Genomic DNA, 22,596 nt, shown 5'->3' on the forward strand with positions numbered 1-22,596 from the left:
GGCCCCCTTACTTACGATAGCGACGAGACACAATCATGTTGTCTGTGCGCTTGTTGTTACGAGTACGATAACCCTTGGTGAGCTGACCCCAAGGTGTGACAGGCGCGCGACCGGTACCGGTACGGCCTTCACCACCACCGTGCGGGTGATCAACCGGGTTCATTACAACACCGCGAACGGTCGGACGAATACCGCGCCAACGCTTGGCACCGGCTTTGCCGAGTTCACGAAGACTGTTTTCTTCATTGCCGACGGTACCGATTGTCGCACGGCATTCAATAAGAACGCGGCGAACTTCACCAGAACGAAGACGAACCTGAGCATAGGCGCCTTCACGAGCCAGAAGCTGTGCAAAAGCACCGGCAGCACGGATCATCTGACCGCCTTTCTTCGGCTTCATTTCGATGTTGTGAATCGTGGAACCAACCGGAATGTTGCGAAGCGGAAGTGTATTGCCGACTTTGATCGGGGCTTCCTGACCGCTCATGATTTCGTCACCGGCTTTCAGGCCTTTCGGTGCGAGAATGTAGCGGCGTTCACCGTCCTTGTACAGAACAAGAGCGATGTTCGCAGAACGGTTCGGATCGTACTCGATGCGTTCAACAATAGCGGGAATTCCGTCTTTGTCGCGCTTGAAGTCAATAATACGATACGCTTTCTTGTGACCGCCGCCCTGATGACGAACGGTAATACGGCCGAAGTTGTTGCGGCCGGATCCGCGGTTCTTCTTTTCAACCAGCGGAGCATACGGCTTGCCTTTGTGCAGTTCGTTGTTGACAACCTTAACTGCGTGACGGCGGCCGGGAGATGTAGGTTTAAGTGTAACCAGAGCCATTACTTCACCTCTGCGAAGTTAATTTCTTGATCGTCGGCCAGGCAGACATAAGCTTTGCGAACGTCGCTGCGCTTACCGGGGAAACGACCGTTGCGTTTCTGCTTGCCTTTGATGTTCACGATCTGAACGCCGGATACTTTTACCTTGAAAAGAAATTCAACGGCGGCCTTGACATCCTCTTTAGTTGCTTCAGGAACAATGCTGAAGATGTACTGATTGTGCTTATCACCGATTCTTGTCGCCTTTTCAGAGACAACAGAACCGAGAATTACTTTGTAAAGGAAATCTTGGCTCATCCCCACATCTCCTCAAGCTTAGCAATAGCTTGTTTTGTAACGACAACAGAATCAAAGTGAACCAGAGAAACAGGATCAGCATAACGCGGCTCAACAACCCAAACGTTCTTCAGGTTGCGGCTGGCAAGATCAAGATTCTCGCTCAGCTCTGTTGTAATGATCAGAGCGCTGCCGAGACCCATTGCCTTAAGCTTGTTGGCAAAGTTCTTTGTCTTGGGAGTGTCAACATCGATGGAGTCCACAACAACAAGACGTCCGTCCTGAGCTAACTTGGAGAAAATGCAGGCCATGGCGCCGTTAAGCATCTTCTTGTTAACTTTCTGTGTGAAGTTTTCATCAGGTGTGTTCGGGAAAGCTCTGCCGCCTCCGCGCCAAACCGGCGAGGAAGACATACCGGCGCGGGCACGGCCTGTACCTTTCTGACGCCAGGGTTTGCGTGTGGAGTGATGAACAGCTTCACGAGTAAGCTGCGCACGGGTTCCGAGACGAGCGTTGGCCTGATAGGCAACAACGATCTGATGAACCAGAGCTTCATTGTATTCACGACCGAAAAGGGAATCGGCAGCCGCAAGAGTAGCGGTCTGCTGGCCCTGATCGTTTAAGACTTTCAGTTCCATTAATCGCTCCTTAGGCTTTGGCCTTCACGGCCGGACGGATAACAATTTCGCCTTCGCTGGCACCGGGAACGGCACCGCGAACCATGATGAGCTGACGATCAGCATCAACACGGGCGATAACTAAATTCTGAGTTGTGCGCTGCACGTCACCTAAATGACCTGCCATGCGCTTGCCTGGGAATACGCGGCCCGGGTCCTGACGGTTACCGATAGAACCGGGAGCGTTTGTAGACACGGAGTTACCGTGGCTGGCACGATTGGATGAGAAGTGATGACGTTTGATAGCGCCGGCAAATCCCTTACCGATTGTTGTTCCTGTAACGTCAACTTTCTGACCTTCAGTAAACATGGAAATCGGAAGAGTCTGGCCAACTTTCATTTCGCCAATCTTATCTTCTTCAACATGGAATTCTTTGAGCACGGAACCTGCTTCAACACCAGCTTTTTCAAACTGGCCTTTCAGAGGGTTGCTCACACGCGACGGCTTCTTGGAGCCGTAGGCGACTTGCACTGCATTGTAGCCGTCAGTCTCAACCGTTTTTACCTGTGTAATGCGGTTGTTCGACACATCGAGCACTGTTACCGGAATAGACACACCATCCTCGGTAAAGATGCGCGTCATGCCGATCTTACGACCGACGAGGCCGAGCTTCTCACTCATTATTATCTCCACCCCAGCTGCGATTGGCCGGGACTAGTTTAGAAAAAATCACCTTAAAAGACATTAGGTGATCACGAAAAGAAGGCGATTCTACAACGAAAAAATCCTTTTTGCAAATATTCCTTCTAAAACCGTGAGTTATCAATTGTTAATTTGCCTCAAAATATTTCATTTCTGTTGTTTGCAAATTTTCTTCCCGCTTCTGCTGCCTTTCCCCACCGCAATTTGTCCCTCCTGCATGCGCATTAGACCGTTTTCGCTACTCAAAACAATCTCTAACCGCCTTCCCCTGCGCAATATTCGACTAAAATCTATGTCCGCAATTAATATGTAAGAATTCGTTGCTTTAGGTTTGACTTTTTATTTAACTCTGCTTTCAGAGTTTTTTGACGAATATGTTTAGAAAATTGATTTTCTGTGCGGCATCGGCTTTTGCACTTACTTGCACTGCCGCTGCATCTGCTGAAGTCTTCTTTACCGAAACCTTTGCGGTCGGCACCATCGTCACCGGACAGTTCAAAACAAAAACAAAAGAAGAAGCTTCTGCTTGCTATCGCCTGATGAACGACGAAACACGCCGCCTCGAACATCTGCTTTCTGCCTACGACGAGGACAGCGATATTTCCCGACTCGGCAGCAACGCCGGCCATTGGGTTGAAATCTCCCGTGATACCTTCGAAGTCCTCTCAGCTTCTAAAATCATCTCTAAAGAAACCCACGGCACTTTCGATCCGACTATCGGAACAGTTATTAAACTTTGGAGCGTTGATCAGCCCGATCATCATATCCCGAAAAACCAAAGCCTTGAAAAAGCGCTTAAAGCTGTCGGCTACGAAAAAATCGGATTAAAACAGGAAAATGGCAAGTTCTACGCAAAAATAGGAAAGCAGCAGCAAATTTCCGTCGGAGCCATCGGAAAAGGTTTTATTGCCGATAAGGTTATGAAAACTCTCAAGGACCACGGATGCAGAGACGCCCTGCTCAGTTTCGGAGGAAATGTCATCGGATGCGGAACCAATGCCGAAAATAAACCCTGGAACGTAGGCCTGCAGAGCCCGGATAAAGAAAGAGGAAATTTCTTTGCGGTCGCGCCGCTTGATGACACCTCAATTGTGACCTCCGGCGACTACGAGAAATTCTTTGTTGAAAACGGCGTGAAGTACAGCCATATCCTCGACCCGAAAACAGGAAAACCGGTCCCGGCGACACTCTCTTCGGTCACAATCATTGATAAAAACTCCGCTCAGGCCGATGCGCTTTGCACCGCCTTGTTCGTAATGGGGTGGGACGGAGCAGTCAAGTTCCTTCAGGAGCATCCCGATCTTCCGGCGGTGCTCGTCGATGAATCGGTGAAGAAGGCAGCCATCACCAAGAGTGCTGAATCTCTAGTCCGCGTCACTGACCCAGCGCTTAAAACGGCAATCATCCCTCAAAGCGGCCCGGTCGTCTTTAAAGACACGAAACAATAGACGAGAAAAAACCTCCGCAGAACCAAATCTACGGAGGTTTCGCTTAATAAGTCAACCGATTACTGGACCTTGATTTCAACGTCCACGCCTGCCGGCAGGTCAAGCTTCATCAGAGCGTCGACTGTCTTGTCAGTCGGGTCGATGATGTCCATCAGTCTCTGATGAGTTCTGATTTCAAGCTGGTCACGGCTGGTCTTGTTGACGTGCGGGCTGCGCAGAATGTCGAAACGCTGAATGCGTGTCGGCAGGGGAATCGGGCCTCTTACGATAGCACCGGTTCTCTTGGCAGTGTCGACGATCTCAAGAGCAGACTGATCGATCAGTTTGTAATCAAATGCCTTGAGGCGAATACGAATACGTTGGCTTTGCATTTTAATCCTTTAAAGAACAAGGGGCCGAAGCCGTCTTCGGCCCGCGATTCAAGTTTGTGTTAATTAGGCTTCGATCTTAGAAACAACGCCGGCACCGACAGTGTGGCCGCCTTCACGGATAGCGAAGCGAAGACCTTCTTCCATAGCGATCGGGGCGATCAGTGTAACGTCCATACGGATGTTGTCGCCGGGCATAACCATTTCAACGCCTTCAGGCAGCTGAATTGTACCGGTAACGTCAGTTGTACGGAAGTAGAACTGCGGACGATAGCCTTTGAAGAACGGTGTGTGACGACCGCCTTCTTCCTTGGTCAGAACGTAAACTTCTGCCTGGAATTCTGTGTGCGGTGTGATGGTGCCCGGTTTAGCAAGAACCTGGCCGCGTTCAACGTCTTCACGCTTTGTACCGCGAAGAAGAATACCAACGTTGTCACCGGCTTCGCCCTGATCCAGCAGTTTGCGGAACATCTCAACGCCTGTGCAGGTGGTCTTCTGTGTCGGACGAATACCGACGATTTCAACTTCATCACCAACTTTGATGACACCGCGTTCGACACGACCGGTCACAACTGTACCGCGGCCGGAAATCGAGAACACGTCTTCAACCGGCATAAGGAACGGCTGATCGATAGCGCGTTCCGGTGTCGGAATGTAAGAGTCGAGTGTGTCGGCAAGCTTCAGGATGGATTCTTCACCCATCGGGCCTTTGTCGCCTTCGAGAGCCATACGGGCAGAACCCTTGATGATAGGAATGTCATCGCCGGGGAAGTCGTAGTTGCTCAGAAGTTCGCGAACTTCCATTTCAACCAGTTCAAGCAGTTCTTCGTCTTCGACGAGGTCGCACTTGTTGAGGTAAACGATGATGTAGGGAACACCAACCTGACGAGCAAGAAGGATGTGTTCACGAGTCTGCGGCATCGGGCCGTCAGAAGCGGAAACAACCAGAATAGCGCCGTCCATCTGGGCAGCACCGGTAATCATGTTCTTAACGTAGTCAGCGTGCCCCGGGCAGTCAACGTGAGCGTAATGACGCTTTTCAGTTTCGTATTCAACGTGAGCGGTGTTGATCGTGATGCCGCGTGCTTTTTCTTCAGGAGCAGCGTCAATCTGATCGTAGGCTTTGGCTTCGCCGCCGAACTTGTTGGAAAGAACGGTTGTGATAGCAGCCGTCAGAGTTGTTTTGCCATGGTCAACGTGACCGATGGTACCCACGTTCACGTGGGGCTTTGTACGCTCGTACTTACCTTTTGCCATTTTTTAAGATTCCTTAGAAAGTTTAAATAGCGTTAAAAAATTACTTTGCCTTAGCTTCAATCACTGCTTCCGCAACGTTCTTCGGAGCTTCAGCATAATGTTTGAATTCCATTGTGTAGGAGGCGCGGCCCTGTGTCAGAGAACGCAGCTGTGTAGCATAGCCGAACATCTCGGACAGCGGAACTTCAGCCTTAACAGCTTTGCCTCCGCCGGGCAGATCGTCCATACCCTGAATAACACCGCGGCGGGAAGAAAGGTCGCCCATAACGTCGCCCATCTTCTCTTCCGGAGTTTCAACTTCAACAGCCATGATCGGCTCAAGAAGGACCGGGTTGGCATTGCGCATACCTTCTTTGAAAGCCATAGAACCGGCCATCTTGAAGGCGTTTTCGTTAGAGTCCACTTCGTGGTAAGAACCGAAATGAAGTGTGGCTTTAACGTCAACAACCGGGTATCCGGCAAGAACACCGGACTTCATGGTGTCTTCAATACCCTTCTGAACTGCAGGGATGTATTCGCGAGGAACCACACCGCCCTTAATCGCGTCGACGAATTCATAGCCTTTGCCGGGATTCGGCTCAAGCTTCAGAACAACGTGACCATACTGGCCGCGGCCGCCGGACTGCTTAACAAACTTGGCTTCTGCGTTTTCAACTGTAGAACGAATGGTTTCACGGTAGGCAACCTGAGGTTTGCCGACTGTGGCTTCAACATTGAACTCGCGGCGCATACGGTCAACGAGAATGTCGAGGTGAAGTTCGCCCATACCGGAAATAATCGTCTGACCGCTTTCTTCATCAGTGCGAACGCGGAAGGACGGGTCTTCCTGAGCAAGGCGGTTAAGCGCAATGCCCATCTTCTCCTGGTCAGCCTTGGTCTTGGGTTCAACAGCCTGAGAAATAACAGGTTCCGGGAACTCCATCTTTTCAAGGATGATCGGGTTAGCGATATCGCACAGTGTGTCGCCTGTTGTAACTTCTTTCAGACCAACTGCAGCAGCGATGTCGCCGGCGAGAACTTCTTTAATTTCTTTACGTTCGTTGGCGTGCATCTGCAACAGACGACCAATACGTTCTTTCTTGCCCTTAACAGAGTTCAGAACGGTGTCGCCGGAGTTAACAACGCCGGAGTAAACGCGAAGGAAGGTCAGCTGACCAACGAACGGGTCAGTCATGATCTTGAATGCGAGAGCAGAGAACGGCTCTTTGTCATCAGCCTTACGGGAAACAACAGAGTCGTCATCCGGATCAACGCCTTCGACCGGAGGAATGTCAACCGGGCTCGGAAGGAGTTCGATCACGGCGTCAAGCATGCGCTGAACGCCTTTATTCTTAAACGCGGTACCACAGAGCATCGGCTGGATTTCACCGGCGATGGTACGCAGACGCAGACCTTTAGTAATGTCGGCTTCAGACAGGTCGCCTTCTTCAAGGTACTTGTCCATCAACTCTTCATTGGCTTCAGCAGCAGCTTCAACCATGTTGCTGCGCCATTTTTCAGCATCAGCCTGAAGTTCAGCAGGAATGTCTTCAAATGCGAACTTCATACCCTGGGAAGCTTCGTCCCAGATGATCGCTTTCATCTTGGCCAGGTCAATAACGCCTTTAAATGTATCTTCAGCGCCGATAGGAATAACGATAGGCACAGGGTTGGCCTTCAGGCGGGACTTCATCTGGTCATAGACCTTGTAGAAGTTAGCGCCGGTACGGTCCATCTTGTTTACGAAAGCAAGACGGGGAACACCGTACTTGTTGGCCTGACGCCAAACAGTTTCAGACTGCGGTTGAACACCGCCGACCGCACAGTAAACCATGCAGGCGCCGTCAAGAACACGCATAGAGCGTTCAACTTCAACTGTAAAGTCAACGTGTCCCGGGGTATCAATAATGTTGATACGATGTTCGGGATGATTCATGTCCATGCCGCGCCAGAAGGCAGTCGTAGCAGCGGAGGTAATAGTAATACCGCGCTCCTGCTCCTGTTCCATCCAGTCCATGGTCGCAGCGCCATCATGCACCTCGCCAATCTTGTGATTGACACCGGTGTAGAACAGAATGCGTTCCGTGGTGGTTGTTTTACCCGCGTCAATGTGCGCGGAAATGCCGATGTTGCGATAACGCTCAATCGGAGTTTTGCGAGCCATGTTTTCTATCCTATATTAACGAGAGAGGCTGACACCTCTCCCAATTGTTTAAGAAATTAGTTAAAGCGGAAATGAGAGAAGGCCTTGTTGGCTTCAGCCATACGATGGACTTCTTCACGTTTCTTCATAGCACCGCCGCGGCCTTCGGAGGCGTCAAGTAATTCTCCGGCGAGACGGAGCGGCATGGATTTTTCACTTCTGCCCTTGGCGGCTTCACGCAGCCAGCGCATGGCCAGAGCCATACGGCGAACAGGGCGAACTTCGACCGGAACCTGGTAATTGGCACCGCCAACACGACGGGACTTAACTTCAACCAGCGGACGAACATTGTTCAAAGCGTTGGTAAACACTTCGATAGGATCTTTACCAGACTTAGTCTGGATTTCTTCCAAAGCGCCATACACGATGCGTTCTGCGACGGCTTTCTTGCCGTCAAGCATGATCATGTTGACAAACTTTGTGATTTCCACGGAACCAAACTTAGGATCCGGGAGTACTTCACGTTTAGGTACTTCGCGACGACGGGGCATTTTTTACCTCAATTCTGTCTTCAGTCAAATAAATTAAAAATGCGGGTCAATAAGTGAACCGCGACTTACTCGGTCATAAAAAGAGACCGTCACCGGGTGCGGGCCGGTATTAAGCCTGTTTGGGGCGCTTTGCGCCATACTTAGAGCGAGACTGCTTACGATCCTTGACACCCTGGGTATCAAGAGAACCACGAACAACGTGGTAGCGAACGCCCGGCAAGTCTTTAACACGACCGCCGCGAATCAACACGACGCTGTGTTCCTGCAGATTGTGACCTTCACCTCCAATGTAGGAAATGACTTCAAATCCGTTGGTAAGACGTACTTTGGCAACTTTACGAAGAGCCGAGTTCGGTTTCTTCGGAGTTGTAGTGTAAACACGGGTGCAAACACCGCGTTTCTGGGGGCAGTTCTTGAGCGCGGGGCTCTTGCTCTTTTCAATAGCTCTCTCGCGAGGCTTACGCACTAATTGGTTAATGGTCGGCATAAAGTCCGTATCCGAAACGATTAGAAAACCACTCTTGACGAGTGGGGTTTAACAAAAATACTTTAGGGAGATTGGCGCGGACTCTGCGCAGCGGAGGAGCTCTCTAGGGAGCTTTCAAAGAGCGCAGAAATCCGAGCGGATTTCCGAAAAGTTCCGCATTATTGCTCAAATCTAATCTTTTGTCAAATTTTTCTTGTTCGATTAAGTAGTTAGCAATTGTGTTTCCTGCAACTTCCTACAAAGGAAAAAGGGCGGCCCTTCGGCCGCCCTTCTTGGCTTTTAACGAGTGCTTCTCAGTTTACTTGCTGGGAATAATCACGTCGTCCGCTGCGGATTTGACCGCGTCTCCGACAAGATTCTCATTTCCGACATAAGCAGTGTCAGTCATGATCTCATTGTCGTACTTAAACACGTCCGGATCGCGACGGGCTCTGTGATAGGCCAGACCTGTACCGGCAGGAATCAGACGACCCACAATCACGTTTTCCTTCAGGCCGCGAAGCTCATCACGTTTGCCCATGATGGCTGCTTCGGTAAGAACACGTGTGGTTTCCTGGAAGGACGCCGCAGAAATGAAGGAGTCTGTCGACAAACTCGCCTTGGTAATACCGAGCAGAATGTTGTCGTAGAGCGCCGGACGTTTGCCTTCGGCCAAAACTTTTTCGTTTTCATCCAGCATTTCGCTGCGTTCAACCTGCTCTCCGTTGATGAATCTTGTGTCGCCCGGATCGGTAATCACAACACGGCGAAGCATCTGACGAACAATCACTTCAATGTGCTTGTCGCTGATCTTCACACCCTGCAGACGATACACCGCCTGGACTTCGTCAACAACGTAGCGGGCCAGAGCCTCAATACCGTTCAGACGCAGAATGTCATGCGGATCGGCCGGACCGTCAACAATGACCTCGCCTTTATGAACCACCTGACCGTCATGGACCAGAATTGTCTTGTCCTTCGGAATCAGGAATTCATGTTCGGCGCCTTCCGTATCCGTAATAATCAGACGCTGTTTACCTTTGGTTTCTTTACCGAATGTAACAGTACCGCTGGCTTCGGCAAGTACGCCGGCATCCTTCGGAGAACGTGCTTCGAAGAGCTCGGCAACACGCGGCAGACCGCCGGTAATGTCTCGAGTCTTCTGACTTTCTGTCGGAATTCTCGCCAGAACGTCACCAACGCTCGCGTGGTCACCGTCATGAACCGTGATCAGGGCACCAACCGGAAGCTGAATGCTCACCGGATGCTCTGTTCCCGGAATCTTAACGAGTTCGCCTTCGTCATCAAGAAGCTGAATCATCGGACGACCGATCTTGCTCGAGGCAGAGTGCTTGCCGTCGATAACGACAAGAGAGCTCAAGCCCGTCACTTCATCGATCTGGCTCTTAACTGTGACGTTGTCAATCGCGTTGGCAAAGCGGACACGGCCGGCGTATTCGGTAACGATCGGACGAGTCATCGGATCCCAGTTGGCAAGCTCAATACCGACCTGAACTTCCTGTCCGTCATTGGCGAGCAGGTTCGCGCCGTAAGGAATCTTATGGCGTTCACGTTCACGGCCGTTCTGACCTTCGATAACGATTTCGCCGGAGCGGGAAATAACAACCTTGTTGCCCTTCTCACCCGTCACATAACGCATCGCGCTTGTGAAGCGGACTGTACCGGCAGACTTCGTCACGACGTTGCTCGCAACAGCGTTTCGGCTCGCAGCACCACCGATGTGGAATGTACGCATTGTCAGCTGAGTACCCGGCTCACCAATGGACTGAGCAGCGATAACACCGACTGCTTCACCGGCGTTAACCAGTGTACCTCTGCCGAGATCACGTCCGTAGCACTTCGCGCACAGACCGTAACGGGTTTCACAGGTAAGCGGGGTGCGAACCATCATTTCATCAATACCGAGCTTCGTGATCTGTTCGACATCGTCTTCATTGATCAGATGGCCGGCTTCAAAAATAACTTCATGAGTATCCGGATCGAGAACGTCTTCAGCTGTAACACGGCCAAGAACACGATCGCCCAGAGCTTCAGCAACGTCGCCGCCTTCAACCAGAGCCTTCATCAGAACACCGCGGTGTGTGCCGCAGTCGTCTTCTGTGACCACCAGATCCTGTGTCACGTCAACCAGACGACGAGTCAGGTAACCGGAGTTCGCTGTCTTCAAAGCCGTATCGGCCAGACCTTTACGTGCTCCGTGGGTAGACACGAAGTACTGCAGAACGTTCAAACCTTCACGGAAGTTCGCGGTAATAGGCGTTTCAATAATGGAGCCGTCCGGCTTGGCCATCAGGCCGCGCATACCGGCAAGCTGACGAATCTGCGCAGCGGAGCCTCGGGCACCGGAGTCAGCCATCATGTAAATGGAGTTGAACGATTCCTGCTCAACTTTGTTGCCATGACGATCGATAACAGGCTCCTTGGAAATTTCTTCCATCATTACCTTACCGACCTTATCACTTGTGCGGCCCCAAATATCAACCACCTTGTTGTAGCGTTCACCGGCAGTCACCAAACCGGAAGTGTACTGAGCATCGATCTCTTTAACTTCCTGCTCGGCTTCATGCACAATCTTTTCCTTCGCTTCAGGAACAATCATGTCGTCAATAGCGATGGAAAGACCGCCGATGGTAGCAAGGTGATAACCGCGCTGCATCAGCTTGTCGGCGAAAATAACCGTTTCGCGCAGGCCGCAGCGGCGGAAAGCCATATTGATCAGCTTGGCAATCTCTTTCTTCTTCAGTGTCTTGTTCAGAACGCTGAATGGAAGTCCCGGAGGAAGAATTTCCGAAAGAAGCGCACGGCCGACTGTTGTTTCGTAACGAACTATGCGCGGTGTCTTCTCGCCGGTCTCTTTGTCGACGTCAAACTCTTTCACACGAACCGTGCAGCGAGTCTGAAGCTCGATCGCTTTGTTGGCAATCGCGCGTTCAACTTCGCCGATGTCGGCAAAGAACATACCCTCGCCCTTGCCGTTGATACGTTCACGGGTGGAGTAGTACAAACCAAGCACGATGTCCTGAGACGGAACGATCGAAGGATCGCCGTTCGCCGGGAACAGAACGTTGTTCGAGGCAAGCATCAGAGAACGGGCTTCAAGCTGGGCTTCCAGAGAAAGCGGTACGTGAACAGCCATCTGGTCACCGTCGAAGTCGGCGTTGAACGCCGCGCAGACGAGCGGATGGAGCTGAATCGCTTTGCCTTCAATCAGAAGCGGTTCAAACGCCTGAATACCGAGTCTGTGAAGTGTCGGAGCGCGGTTCAGCATGACCGGATGCTCGTAAATCACTTCTTCCAGGATGTCCCAAACAACCGGTTCCTGGTTCTCGACCATCTTCTTGGCAGCCTTAATGGTTGTCGCAAGACCGCGAAGCTCAAGCTTGTTGAAAATAAACGGCTTGAACAGCTCAAGAGCCATCAGCTTCGGCAGACCGCACTGATGAAGCTTGAGGTACGGGCCAACTGTAATAACAGAACGGCCGGAGTAGTCAACACGCTTACCGAGCAGGTTCTGACGGAAGCGGCCGCCCTTACCCTTGATCATGTCAGCAAGGGACTTCAGAGGACGCTTCGACGGACCGGTCATGGCCTTGCCGCGGCGGCCGTTGTCAAGCAGCGAGTCAACCGCTTCCTGAAGCATACGCTTTTCATTGCGGACAATGATGTCCGGAGCTTTCAGCTCAAGAAGACGTTTCAGACGGTTGTTGCGGTTAATGACGCGGCGATACAGATCGTTCAGGTCACTGGTCGCAAAGCGGCCGCCGTCAAGCGGAACCAACGGACGAAGATCCGGCGGAAGGACAGGAAGAACTTCCATAACCATCCATTCCGGTTTAATGCCGGAGCGCTGGAAGCCCTCAAGAACTTTCAGACGCTTGGCAATCTTCTTAACTTTGGCGTCACTCGTTGTTTCCTTGAGCTCGGTTCTCAGGTCGTTAACTTCCTGATCAATATCGATGGATGCGAGAAGCTCACGAATCGCTTCTGCGCCCATCATCGCCTTGAATTCGTCGCCGTATTCCTCTGTCTTGGCAAAGTAATCGTCCTCAGTCATCAGCTGACCGCGGCGAAGCTCTGTCATGCCGGGGTCGACAACGATGTAGGCTTCAAAATACAGAACACGCTCAATGTCACGGAGCGGGATGTCAAGAACCATACCCATTCTGGAGGGAAGGCTCTTGAGGAACCAAATGTGAGCGACCGGGCTGGCAAGCTCAATGTGTCCCATTCTTTCACGGCGGACTTTGGAAAGTGTGACTTCAACACCGCACTTCTCGCAGACAACGCCCTGATGTTTCAGACGTTTGTATTTGCCGCAAAGACATTCATAATCCTTAACCGGTCCGAAGATCTTGGCGCAGAAAAGACCGTCACGCTCAGGCTTGAACGTACGATAGTTAATCGTTTCCGGTTTCTTTACTTCGCCGTATGACCAAGATCGGATTTTCTCAGGAGAGGCAATACCGATCTTGATTGCGTCAAAAGGCTCATCTTCGCTGTTCTTCTTTAAAAGATTAAAAGGAGAATTCATCATTTTTTAGCAGGTTCCTTATTGCGGTCGAGGTCGATGTCAATACCGAGAGAACGGATTTCCTTAACCAGAACGTTGAAGGACTCCGGCATACCCGCATCGATCACGTGATCGCCCTTGACAATATTTTCATAAAGCTTTGTACGGCCGGTAACGTCGTCAGACTTAACCGTGAGCATTTCCTGCAGTACATAGCTGGCACCATAAGCTTCCAGAGCCCAGACTTCCATTTCACCAAAACGCTGACCGCCGAACTGAGCTTTACCGCCCAGAGGCTGCTGTGTGACCAGAGAGTAAGGACCGGTCGAACGAGCATGCATCTTGTCGTCAACTAAGTGGTGCAGCTTCAGATAATGCATCACACCCACTGTCACAGGTCTGTCAAACGCGTCGCCGGTGCGGCCGTCAAACAGCTGAGCCTGTGTCTTGGAAGGTGTGAGATGAAGCTTCTCAGCGGCTTCCGGCGGGAAGGCAAGATTCAGCATCTCATGAATATCTTCCTCGCTGGCTCCGTCGAAAACCGGAGTCGCAAAAGGAACGCCCTTCTTAAGGTTCTTGGCAAGAACAATGATCTCGTCATCAGTGAGAGAATCAAAGTCTTCTTTCTTGCCGTGGCTCTTGTTGTAGATCTGATTCAGGAAGGCGCGAATCTCTGCAACCTGCTTGGAGCGCTCCTTCTTAAGCATCTCTTCAATTCTCCAGCCCAGACCGAAAGCGGCCCAGCCGAGATGAACTTCAAGAACCTGACCGATGTTCATACGAGACGGAACACCCAGCGGGTTCAGAACGATGTCAACGGGACGTCCGTCAGCCATGAACGGCATGTCTTCCACACGAGTAATACGGGATACGACACCCTTGTTACCATGACGGCCGGCCATCTTATCGCCGGGCTGCAGACGACGTTTGACAGCCAGGTAAACCTTAACCATCTTCTGAACGCCTGTCGGCAGTTCATCGCCCTGTGTCAGCTTCTTGCGTTTTTCTTCAAAGGCAGCGTCAAATTCTTTGCGCTTGTCTTCCAGAGAAATACGAACGTCTTCGATCTGCTTCTGAAGGTTCTCGTCAGCCATGCGGATTTCAAACCACTGGTGAACGTTTACACCGTCCAGATATTCCTGAGTAATCTTCTTACCCTTGCCAAGGCCGTTAGGACCGCCGTTGGCAGCGTGACCGATCAGCTGACGAGCCAAGCGGTCAAATGCGTCGCGCTCAACAATACGGAGCTGGTCATTCAGGTTGGTACGGTAACGCTTCAGCGCTTCGTCAATAATCGACTGCGCACGTTTATCGCGTTCAATACCTTCGCGGGTGAAGACCTGAACGTCAATAACAGTACCAACCATGCCGCTCGGAACGCGCAAAGAGGTATCCTTAACGTCGCTGGCTTTTTCACCGAAAATCGCACGGAGCAGCTTTTCTTCCGGAGTAAGAGAAGTTTCTCCCTTCGGAGTCACTTTACCAACCAGAACGTCACCGGCCTTGACTTCAGCACCGATGTAAACAATGCCGGACTCGTCAAGACGATTAATCTGGTTTTCACTCAGATTCGAAATATCGCGTGTGATCTCTTCACTGCCAAGCTTTGTGTCACGAGCTGAAACAACGAGCTCTTCAATGTGAATGGAAGAATAACGGTCATCAGCAACGACCTTCTCGCTCACCATCACAGAGTCTTCGTAGTTGTAGCCGTTCCAAGGCATAAACGCAACGAGCATGTTCTGACCAAGGGCAAGTTCGCCGAGATCAGTAGAAGCGCCGTCGGCAATCACGTCACCCTTGGCGATATGGTCGCCGGGGTTCACAATCGGACGCTGATTGATGTTAGTGCCCTGGTTGGAACGTGTGAACTTCTGCAGGTTGTAAATATCAACACCGACTCGGCCGGGGATGTCTTCCTCATCATTGACACGAACAACGATACGGTTGGCGTCAACGTAGTCAACAACACCGCCGCGTTCAGCCTGAATCGTAGTGCCGGAGTCAACCGCAACAGTACGCTCAATACCAGTACCGACAACCGGTTTTTCCGGACGCAGACAGGGAACGCCCTGACGCTGCATGTTGGAGCCCATCAGCGCACGGTTCGCGTCGTCGTGTTCAAGGAACGGAATCAGAGACGCAGCAACGGATACAATCTGCGCAGGCGCGACGTCCATGTACTGAACTCGATCAGGCGTCATCAGCACAAATTCGCCCTTGTCACGGCAGCTGACAAGTTCGTCGGAAAGATTGCCGTCCTTATCGATCGCCGCATTCGCCTGAGCAATAATGTAATTGCCTTCGTCAATCGCGGAAAGATATGCGATCTCATTGGTCACGTGACCGTCGATAACCTTGCGGTACGGAGTCTCAAGGAAGCCGTAGTCGTTCAAACGGGCGTAAAGAGCCAGGGAGTTGATCAGACCGATGTTCGGACCTTCAGGAGTCTCAATCGGGCACACGCGGCCGTAATGAGTCGGATGAACGTCTCGAACTTCAAAGCCCGCTCTTTCGCGAGTCAGACCGCCTGGACCAAGAGCAGAAATACGACGCTTGTGCGTGATTTCAGACAGCGGGTTCGTCTGATCCATGAACTGGCTCAGCTGAGAAGAGCCAAAGAACTCACGAATCGCAGCGCTGATCGGCTTGCTGTTGATCAGATCATGAGGCATCAGGTTGTCAGCTTCGGCCTGGCCGAGACGCTCACGAACCGCGCGTTCAACACGAACGAGACCGGAACGGAACTGGTTTTCTGTCAGTTCGCCGACACAGCGGACACGACGGTTGCCCAGATGGTCAATATCGTCGATCTGGCCTTCACCGTTGCGAAGCTGAACGATCGCCTTCATCGTGTCGATGATGTCTTCCGGTTCAAGTGTCATCGGACCCTGCTCGGTTCCTCTCTTGAAGCGGGAGTTGATCTTCATGCGGCCGACGCGGGACAGATCATAAGTTTCCGGATCAAAGAACAGACGACGGAAGAGCGTTTCAACCGCTTCTTCTGTCGGCGGCTCGCCGGGACGCATCATGCGGTAAATCGCGATACGAGCGGAAAGCTGATCAGGAGTTTCGTCCAAACGCAGCGTGTCGGAGATATACGGACCGCGGTTCAGTTCATTGACGTAAATCGTCTGGAATTCCGTAACGCCCTTCTCACGCATCTGAACAAGCAGATCGGCAGTGATCTCATCGTTGGCGTTCGCAACAATTTCGCCGCTTTCTTCATCATAAAGATTCGTAGCGAGGACTTTACCGACAAGAATTTCGTCAGGAATATTCAGTTCGGTAATACCAAGCTTTTCCATGTCGCGAACATGCTTAGCGTTGATGCGCTTATCTTTCGGGACAATAACTTTGCCGTCTTTGTCTTTAATATCAAAGGCAGCAATCTCACCGCGGAAGCGCGCCGGGACAAGCGCCATGGAAGCGCCGTCTGCATTGAGCTTGTAGGAATCAAAGTCGTAGAACTGCTGAAGGATGCTCTCAGGAGTCATGCCCAGTGCTTTGAGCATGATCGTACCCGGCATCTTGCGACGGCGGTCAATACGGAAATGCAGAATGTCCTTAGCGTCAAACTCAAAGTCAAGCCAGGAGCCGCGGTAAGGAATAATGCGGGCGCTGAAGAGCAGTTTGCCGGAGCTGTGGGTCTTGCCGCGGTCATGCTCAAAAAATACGCCCGGAGAACGGTGAAGCTGAGATACAATAACGCGCTCAGTTCCGTTGATAATAAAAGAACCCTTATTGGTCATGAGCGGGATCTCGCCCATGTATACTTCGGATTCGCGAATCTCTTTAACGGTGCTCTGTTTAGGAGAGTCTCTGTCTAAAATAACAAGACGAACTTTGGCGCGCAGGCGAGAACAATAATTCAGACCGCGGAGCTGACATTCCGAGACATCGAAGACAGGATCGTCTAAAATGTACTCTTGAAATTCAAGTCTTGCTAAGCCGTTGTGGCTGACAATAGGGAAAATGGAAGTAAATGCACCCTGTAAACCCTGGTCACGACGCTCAGAAGCCGGGACACCGGTCTGAAGAAATTCGTGATAGGAATGCAATTGCGTTTCCAGTAAGGAAGGCACCTCAAGTACGCTCGGACGCTTCGCAAAGCTTTTCCGAATACGCTTCTTTTCAGTGAACGAGTACGACATGAACACTCCGTTCGGAAGAGAAACAAAAGAAATTCCAATAGTTGCAGATTAGACACGAATAGCCACGCTAGGCCTCATGAGAGGCCCTTGCGCGGCATAACACAAATTGTCAAATTTACTGCATCCATTGAAGACTTTGACTAGACCTAAGTAGATCCACTCAGAGTTTCCATTGAAAAACAAGGCTCCAAAAATTTTGGAGCCTTGCAGTATACCTAAAAAATTACTTCAAGTCAACTTTAGCGCCGGCAGCTTCGAGTTTCTTCTTAGCTTCTTCAGCGTCAGTCTTGGCAAGGCCTTCCTTAACAGTCTTCGGAGCGCCGTCGACGAGGTCTTTGGCTTCCTTCAGGCCGAGGCCGGTCAGTTCACGAACAGCCTTAATAACCTGGACTTTGTTAGCGCCGATTTCAGTCAGAACGACGTCGAATTCGGATTTTTCTTCAGCAGGAGCAGCAGCGGCAGCACCGGGGGCGGCAACAGCAACAGCAGCAGCGGCAGCGGAAACACCGAACTTTTCTTCCATCATTTTGATGAGTTCGGAAACTTCAAGGACGGACATGGACGCGATTGCGTCAAGGATTTCTTCTTTGGACAAAGCCATTTTGTTACTCCAATACGTTGTGTACGTAAAATTTAAACTAATTTAACTAAATCAGGCAGCAGCCTGCTGATCTTTGGCATCGCGCACAGCAGCAAGAGTTCTGACGAAACGCGCCGGAACTTCGTTGAGCGTACGGACAAACTTGGCGACAGGTTCGTTCATTGTAGCCATGAGTTTAGCCAGCAACTCTTCTCTGCTCGGCATTGTAGCGAGCTTCTCAACACCGGCAACGTCAAGGACGCTGTTCGGCATTGCGCCGCCCTTAATAACCAAGGCAGGATTGTCTTTGGCAAACTTGGCGATTACCTTAGCCGCAGCAACCGGATCGGCGGAAAAACCATACATCAAAGGACCGGCGAACTGGTCGGACAATCCTTCGAACGGAGTTTCCTTCACGGCACGGCGAACTAAAGTATTCTTCAGTACGCGCAACTCAACACCATTCTTACGTGCTTCAGCACGAAGTTTGGTAGCTGCATCAACGGTCAGCCCACGATATTCGGCAATAACAAGACCCTGAGTACCGGCGATAATTTCACCGATCTCTTTGATCATGTCAGCCTTTTCTTGTCTGTTAAGACTCATGGTCTGCTCCACTCAGAGGTGCTGAATTATCAGCACCGGTTTACTAATAACCGGCTCACTCCGAGAGTTTCAAGGAAAATGCCGATGTACGGCACACAACGCTTGTTCTCTCTTCGGTTGCCATCTACGCTGGGATCCTCAGTCAAGGAAATTATGAAGTGACATTCACCAGCGGTCTTTGACGGCTACGGCCCGAAGGCCGTAACCCAAAGTACTTTACTTGAGGCTTTCGCCTCGGATCATCTGATTCAGACGATCAAATTATCCTAATGTCTGAACGTCGATCTTGACGCCGGGGCCCATTGTAGAGCTGACGGACATCTTGCGAAGGTAGACACCCTTTGCTGAAGCGGGTTTGGCCTTATTGAGGGCTTCAACCAGCGCTTTGACGTTCTGAAGAAGCTTGTCGGCTTCGAAAGAAGCACGGCCGACAGGAGCGTGGATGATACCAGCTTTATCGGCACGGAACTGAACCTGACCTGCTTTGGCGTTCTTAACAGCCTGAGCAACGTTCGGAGTAACAGTACCAAGCTTCGGATTCGGCATTAAACCGCGCGGGCCGAGGATCTGACCAACCTGACCGACAAAACGCATTGCGGACGGTTCGGCGATAACGATGTCGAAGTTGATTTCACCGGCCTTAACCTGGTGAACCAGGTCTTCCAGACCAACAACATCAGCACCGGCTTCTTTGGCGGCTTCAGCAGCAGCGCCCTGAGCGAACACGGCAACGCGAACAGTCTTGCCTGTACCGGCAGGCATAACGATCGCACCACGGACAGCCTGGTCGCTCTTGCGAGGATCAATACCAAGCTGAACAGCAACGTCAACGGATTCATCAAACTTAGCGTTGGCGAGAGCCTTCACGAGTTCAATCGCTTCGTTGAGGCTGTAGAACTTCTGAGCCTCGACTTTGCTCTTGTTTTCTTTTTCACGTTTGCTGATAGCCATTACTTAACTCCTTCAACGGTAATACCCATCGAACGAGCGCTTCCGGCGATCGTGCGAACGGCGGCGTCCATATCGGCTGCTGTGAGGTCAGGCATCTTTGTCTTGGCGATCTCTTCAGCCTGAGCACGTGTGATCTTACCGACTTTGTCAGTATGAGGACGTGCAGAACCCTTCTGAATCTTCGCGGCTTTCTTAATCAGAATAGTAGCCGGGGGAGTCTTCATGATGAATGTGAAGCTCTTATCGGCGTACGCTGTGATCACAACAGGAATCGGCAGACCAGGTTCAACACCCTGTGTCTTAGCATTGAACGCTTTGCAGAATTCCATAATGTTCAAGCCGCGCTGGCCCAACGCCGGTCCGATAGGAGGCGAAGGATTCGCTTTGCCGGCAGGAACCTGAAGCTTAATAAAGCCTACGATTTTCTTTGCCATTTGCTTTCCTTACGGGTAATCGCTTTTAAAAGCTCCCCGAGGTAAAAATTAAGTCCACTGTAAAAACCTAATCGTCGGACTCTTAACGATCAGGAGAATTAACCTTTTTCTACTTCGTTGAACGCTAATTCAACGGGGGTCTCACGACCAAAGATGAGAACTTTAACACGAAGTCGGTTCTTATCGTAGTTAACGTCCTCAATAATTCCTTTAAATTCTGTAAACGGACCGTTCTTAATACGGACAGACTCACCAACCTCGAATTCAACTCTCGGTCTCGGAGCTTCATTTCCGTCTGCCATCTTCTTCTTGATTACATCGATTTCACGAGTAGGCAAGGGAGAAGGCCTGTTCGCGCTACCGCCTAAAAAGCCGGTGATGCGCGGTGTATTCTTAACCAGATGCCATGTTTCGTCATTCATGATCATGTTGACGAAAATATAGCCGGAGTACATGCGACGTGTGGAAACACGCTTTTTACCGTTGCGGACTTCAGCGACATCTTCAGTCGGCAGAAGAATTTCTCCGAAAGAATCTTCAAGGCCGGCGCGCTTAATGCGCTCCCTCAGTGCGGATTCAGCACTTTTCTCCATTCCGGAGTAAGTGTGAATAACGTACCACTTCATGTCGTCTGCCATAACTTGCCTCGTTAGATTAAGGAAAGAAGTACATCGTAAAGGAGGAATTCAATCAGCTTGTCAACCACGAAAAGGAAAAAAGCTACGACAACGACAAAGGCACAAACGAGCCCTGTCGTATTGACTGTCTCTTTTCTGGTCGGCCAAACAACTCTTCTCAGCTCTTCATAAGAGGCGCGGCAATACGCAGCAAACTCTTTTCCGGGAGCACTGAACCATCCAATAACGACACCCACAGCCAGACAGCCGACTAAAATGCCGGCACGAACAGCTGTCGGTTGTTCGGCTAACAGAGCAAAAGCAAACACTCCGCTCAAAGCGATAAGAACGGCGATCGTCATCAGAACGATACCGCCTTTGCTTTCGGGTGCTGGTGCTGTTTTTTGCGTACTCATCTGTATTTCCGGTGAAATCAAACCGCGATCCGAGGACCGCGGTTCTGAATTGTGGCAGGGGCAGAAGGAATCGAACCCTCAACCTACGGTTTTGGAGACCGTCGCTCTGCCAATTGAGCTATACCCCTATTGACTCTCTCAAACGAGAGAGCTTAAAACTTATTAGGCTTCGATCTTAGAAACAACGCCGGCACCGACAGTGTGGCCGCCTTCACGGATAGCGAAGCGAAGACCTTCTTCCATAGCGATCGGGGCGATCAGTGTAACGTCCATACGGATGTTGTCGCCGGGCATAACCATTTCAACGCCTTCAGGCAGCTGAATTGTGCCGGTAACGTCAGTTGTACGGAAGTAGAACTGCGGACGATAGCCTTTGAAGAACGGTGTGTGACGACCGCCTTCTTCCTTAGTCAGAACGTAAACTTCTGCCTGGAATTCTGTGTGCGGTGTGATGGTGCCCGGTTTAGCAAGAACCTGACCGCGTTCAACGTCTTCACGCTTTGTACCGCGAAGAAGGATACCAACGTTGTCACCGGCTTCGCCCTGATCCAGCAGTTTGCGGAACATTTCAACGCCTGTGCAGGTGGTCTTCTGTGTCGGACGAATACCGACGATTTCAACTTCATCACCAACTTTGATGACACCGCGTTCGACACGACCGGTCACAACTGTACCGCGGCCGGAAATCGAGAACACGTCTTCAACCGGCATAAGGAACGGCTGATCAATAGCGCGCTCCGGTGTCGGAATGTAAGAGTCGAGTGTGTCGGCAAGCTTCAGGATGGATTCTTCACCCATCGGGCCTTTGTCGCCTTCGAGAGCCATACGGGCAGAACCCTTGATGATAGGAATGTCATCGCCGGGGAAGTCGTAGTTGCTCAGAAGTTCGCGAACTTCCATTTCAACCAGTTCAAGCAGTTCTTCGTCTTCGACGAGGTCGCACTTGTTGAGGTAAACGATGATGTAGGGAACACCAACCTGACGAGCAAGAAGGATGTGTTCACGAGTCTGCGGCATCGGGCCGTCAGAAGCGGAAACAACCAGAATAGCGCCGTCCATCTGGGCAGCACCGGTAATCATGTTCTTAACGTAGTCAGCGTGTCCCGGGCAGTCAACGTGAGCGTAGTGACGCTTTTCAGTTTCGTATTCAACGTGAGCGGTGTTGATCGTGATGCCGCGTGCTTTTTCTTCAGGAGCAGCATCAATCTGATCGTAGGCTTTGGCTTCGCCGCCGAACTTGTTGGAAAGAACGGTTGTGATAGCAGCCGTCAGAGTTGTTTTGCCATGGTCAACGTGACCGATGGTACCCACGTTCACGTGGGGCTTTGTTCTTTCGTACTTACCCTTTGCCATGTGTAGCTCCTGAAGCGCCTGACTCTGTCAGACTATTAAATAACTGGTGCCCATGACGCGGATCGAACGCGTGACCTCTCCCTTACCAAGGGAGTGCTCTACCACTGAGCCACATGGGCGATTGGAGCGGGTGAAGGGAATCGAACCCTCGTCGTAAGCTTGGAAGGCTTCTGCTCTACCATTGAGCTACACCCGCTCAAAGCAAATGTTCAACTGAACACTTTCTTTGGAAATCTTGGTGGAGGGGGATGGATTCGAACCATCGTAGGCGTAAGCCAACAGATTTACAGTCTGCCCCCTTTAGCCACTCGG

The 22,596-nt window shown here is 51.2% G+C and carries 19 protein-coding genes and 3 tRNA genes; 1 reads left to right on the plus strand and 21 read right to left on the minus strand.

The annotated features are described in order from the left end of the window. Nucleotides 1-7: 7 nt before the first annotated feature. The 4 genes from rplB to rplC are packed head-to-tail and all read right to left on the minus strand — an operon-like array spanning nucleotide 8 to nucleotide 2,409. Entirely contained in the window at nucleotides 8-835 is an 828-nt protein-coding gene (gene rplB / locus NFR90_RS07680; RefSeq protein WP_160335502.1) for a 50S ribosomal protein L2, read from the minus strand. Next, a complete protein-coding gene (gene rplW, locus NFR90_RS07685; RefSeq protein ID WP_160335501.1) occupies nucleotides 835-1,131 on the minus strand; it encodes a 50S ribosomal protein L23 in 297 nt (98 codons plus the stop codon). Before rplW ends, rplB begins: the two co-directional genes overlap by 1 nt. Then, a complete protein-coding gene (rplD, locus tag NFR90_RS07690) occupies nucleotides 1,128-1,748 on the minus strand; it encodes a 50S ribosomal protein L4 (protein ID WP_160335500.1) in 621 nt (206 codons plus the stop codon). The genes rplW and rplD overlap by 4 nt, the downstream gene beginning before the upstream one ends. Before the next feature lie 10 nt (nucleotides 1,749-1,758). Continuing rightward, entirely contained in the window at nucleotides 1,759-2,409 is a 651-nt protein-coding gene (gene rplC, locus NFR90_RS07695; protein ID WP_160335499.1) for a 50S ribosomal protein L3, read from the minus strand. Between the two features lie 395 nt (nucleotides 2,410-2,804). Between rplC and NFR90_RS07700 the strand changes: the two genes are divergently transcribed. After that, the gene (locus tag NFR90_RS07700) at nucleotides 2,805-3,878 is read left to right on the plus strand and encodes an FAD:protein FMN transferase (RefSeq protein WP_160335498.1); all 1,074 of its coding nucleotides are present in this window, start codon (nucleotides 2,805-2,807) and stop codon (nucleotides 3,876-3,878) included. A 59-nt stretch (nucleotides 3,879-3,937) separates the two neighbouring features. On the opposite strand, the gene rpsJ is transcribed toward NFR90_RS07700, so the two are convergent. From rpsJ to NFR90_RS07785, 17 genes are all read right to left on the minus strand, one after another. Then, nucleotides 3,938-4,249, minus strand: coding sequence for a 30S ribosomal protein S10 (rpsJ, locus tag NFR90_RS07705; RefSeq protein WP_160335497.1), 312 nt, complete (start codon nucleotides 4,247-4,249; stop codon nucleotides 3,938-3,940). 63 nt (nucleotides 4,250-4,312) lie between these two features. Beyond that, nucleotides 4,313-5,503: an elongation factor Tu gene (tuf, locus tag NFR90_RS07710; RefSeq protein ID WP_160335496.1), complete on the minus strand. Its 1,191-nt coding sequence runs from the start codon at nucleotides 5,501-5,503 to the stop codon at nucleotides 4,313-4,315. Between the two features lie 40 nt (nucleotides 5,504-5,543). Then, complete coding sequence (gene fusA / locus NFR90_RS07715; RefSeq protein WP_160335495.1) at nucleotides 5,544-7,646, minus strand: elongation factor G; 2,103 nt, start codon at nucleotides 7,644-7,646, stop codon at nucleotides 5,544-5,546. Between the two features lie 56 nt (nucleotides 7,647-7,702). Continuing rightward, nucleotides 7,703-8,176, minus strand: coding sequence for a 30S ribosomal protein S7 (rpsG, locus tag NFR90_RS07720; protein WP_160335494.1), 474 nt, complete (start codon nucleotides 8,174-8,176; stop codon nucleotides 7,703-7,705). A gap of 109 nt (nucleotides 8,177-8,285) precedes the next feature. After that, nucleotides 8,286-8,663 (minus strand): 30S ribosomal protein S12, encoded by a 378-nt coding sequence (gene rpsL / locus NFR90_RS07725; RefSeq protein WP_160335493.1) that lies wholly within the window; start codon nucleotides 8,661-8,663, stop codon nucleotides 8,286-8,288. Between the two features lie 298 nt (nucleotides 8,664-8,961). After that, the gene (rpoC, locus tag NFR90_RS07730) at nucleotides 8,962-13,194 is read right to left on the minus strand and encodes a DNA-directed RNA polymerase subunit beta' (protein WP_160335534.1); all 4,233 of its coding nucleotides are present in this window, start codon (nucleotides 13,192-13,194) and stop codon (nucleotides 8,962-8,964) included. Further along, nucleotides 13,194-17,327, minus strand: coding sequence for a DNA-directed RNA polymerase subunit beta (rpoB, locus tag NFR90_RS07735; protein WP_160335492.1), 4,134 nt, complete (start codon nucleotides 17,325-17,327; stop codon nucleotides 13,194-13,196). The genes rpoC and rpoB overlap by 1 nt, the downstream gene beginning before the upstream one ends. A 223-nt stretch (nucleotides 17,328-17,550) precedes the next feature. Continuing rightward, a complete protein-coding gene (gene rplL, locus NFR90_RS07740) occupies nucleotides 17,551-17,928 on the minus strand; it encodes a 50S ribosomal protein L7/L12 (protein WP_160335491.1) in 378 nt (125 codons plus the stop codon). Between the two features lie 51 nt (nucleotides 17,929-17,979). Next, complete coding sequence (gene rplJ / locus NFR90_RS07745) at nucleotides 17,980-18,513, minus strand: 50S ribosomal protein L10 (RefSeq protein ID WP_160335490.1); 534 nt, start codon at nucleotides 18,511-18,513, stop codon at nucleotides 17,980-17,982. Nucleotides 18,514-18,774: 261 nt separating this feature from the next. Then, nucleotides 18,775-19,464, minus strand: a complete 690-nt coding sequence (rplA, locus tag NFR90_RS07750) for a 50S ribosomal protein L1 (RefSeq protein WP_160335489.1) — start codon at nucleotides 19,462-19,464, stop codon at nucleotides 18,775-18,777. After that, complete coding sequence (gene rplK / locus NFR90_RS07755; protein WP_066594862.1) at nucleotides 19,464-19,898, minus strand: 50S ribosomal protein L11; 435 nt, start codon at nucleotides 19,896-19,898, stop codon at nucleotides 19,464-19,466. Before rplK ends, rplA begins: the two co-directional genes overlap by 1 nt. A gap of 98 nt (nucleotides 19,899-19,996) precedes the next feature. Next, complete coding sequence (nusG, locus tag NFR90_RS07760) at nucleotides 19,997-20,536, minus strand: transcription termination/antitermination protein NusG (protein ID WP_160335488.1); 540 nt, start codon at nucleotides 20,534-20,536, stop codon at nucleotides 19,997-19,999. 11 nt (nucleotides 20,537-20,547) lie between these two features. Next, nucleotides 20,548-20,931: a preprotein translocase subunit SecE gene (gene secE / locus NFR90_RS07765; protein ID WP_160335487.1), complete on the minus strand. Its 384-nt coding sequence runs from the start codon at nucleotides 20,929-20,931 to the stop codon at nucleotides 20,548-20,550. A gap of 52 nt (nucleotides 20,932-20,983) precedes the next feature. Beyond that, a tRNA-Trp gene (locus tag NFR90_RS07770) sits at nucleotides 20,984-21,059 on the minus strand. Between the two features lie 34 nt (nucleotides 21,060-21,093). Continuing rightward, nucleotides 21,094-22,284, minus strand: coding sequence for an elongation factor Tu (gene tuf / locus NFR90_RS07775; RefSeq protein ID WP_160335496.1), 1,191 nt, complete (start codon nucleotides 22,282-22,284; stop codon nucleotides 21,094-21,096). A 44-nt stretch (nucleotides 22,285-22,328) separates the two neighbouring features. After that, nucleotides 22,329-22,403, minus strand: a tRNA-Thr gene (locus NFR90_RS07780). Nucleotides 22,404-22,406: 3 nt separating this feature from the next. After that, a tRNA-Gly gene (locus NFR90_RS07785) sits at nucleotides 22,407-22,480 on the minus strand. Nucleotides 22,481-22,596: the final 116 nt, after the last annotated feature.

Source organism: Parasutterella muris (genome assembly GCF_943193095.1).
In the GTDB taxonomy this organism is placed as follows: domain Bacteria; phylum Pseudomonadota; class Gammaproteobacteria; order Burkholderiales; family Burkholderiaceae_F; genus Parasutterella; species Parasutterella muris.